The organism is Priestia sp. P5_B4, from assembly GCF_056400385.1.
Genome location: NZ_JBFULJ010001465.1, coordinates 1 through 587 on the forward strand (window position 1 = coordinate 1; position 587 = coordinate 587).

Here is a 587-nt window from a genome sequence, read left to right on the forward strand (position 1 = left end):
GCTTGTAAATAACCCGTCTCCTGCAAAATCACGTACAAATTTAAGCGCTTGACTTAAGTTTTTATCAAAACGTGATTCATCGCATGCTTCTTTAATTAGACGCTGACTTGATAAGTAACGCGTTACACGGCCAGGCGCCTCGAATTTAAAGATTTCTCCTAATTCATCCGCAATTTTCATCAAAGCTTGAACCGGTTTATCTGTGTTTAATAACGGTAAATTTTTAAGCTCTCCAAACGTTTTTGGCTGAGGCATTTCTTTAATTGTCATGTTATCCCTCTTTCACTTGTTAAGTTTCATGATTGTCTGCTAAGTGCTGCCCACAGACTCTCTTCTACACCAGTAAGAAGTTCATCAGTTAAAGATAAGTAGTCATTTTCAATCATTTCATATACTTCCATGAAACTTCCAAATAAAATAGCAATTAGCGCATTTTCAGGAAGATTTCTAATCACACCTTGCTTTTGTCCTTCTCTGAAGAACGTGCAAACAAATTCCACCAGCTTTTGATATGCGAAGCGGCTCTCTTCCGTTAAAAAAGCTCCTTGGCTATGAGTTTTAATAAATCCAAGAGCACGAGGATGATT

General features: G+C 37.5%; 2 protein-coding genes. Both read right to left on the bottom strand.

Going from position 1 to position 587, the window contains the following annotated elements; all coding sequences use genetic code 11:
• On the bottom strand, positions 1–270 hold a 270-nt coding region (locus AC1DRF_RS31630; protein WP_477742777.1), incomplete at its 3' end, for a hypothetical protein.
• 26 nt (positions 271–296) lie between these two features.
• On the bottom strand, positions 297–587 hold a 291-nt coding region (locus AC1DRF_RS31635), incomplete at its 5' end, for a TetR family transcriptional regulator C-terminal domain-containing protein (protein WP_477742778.1).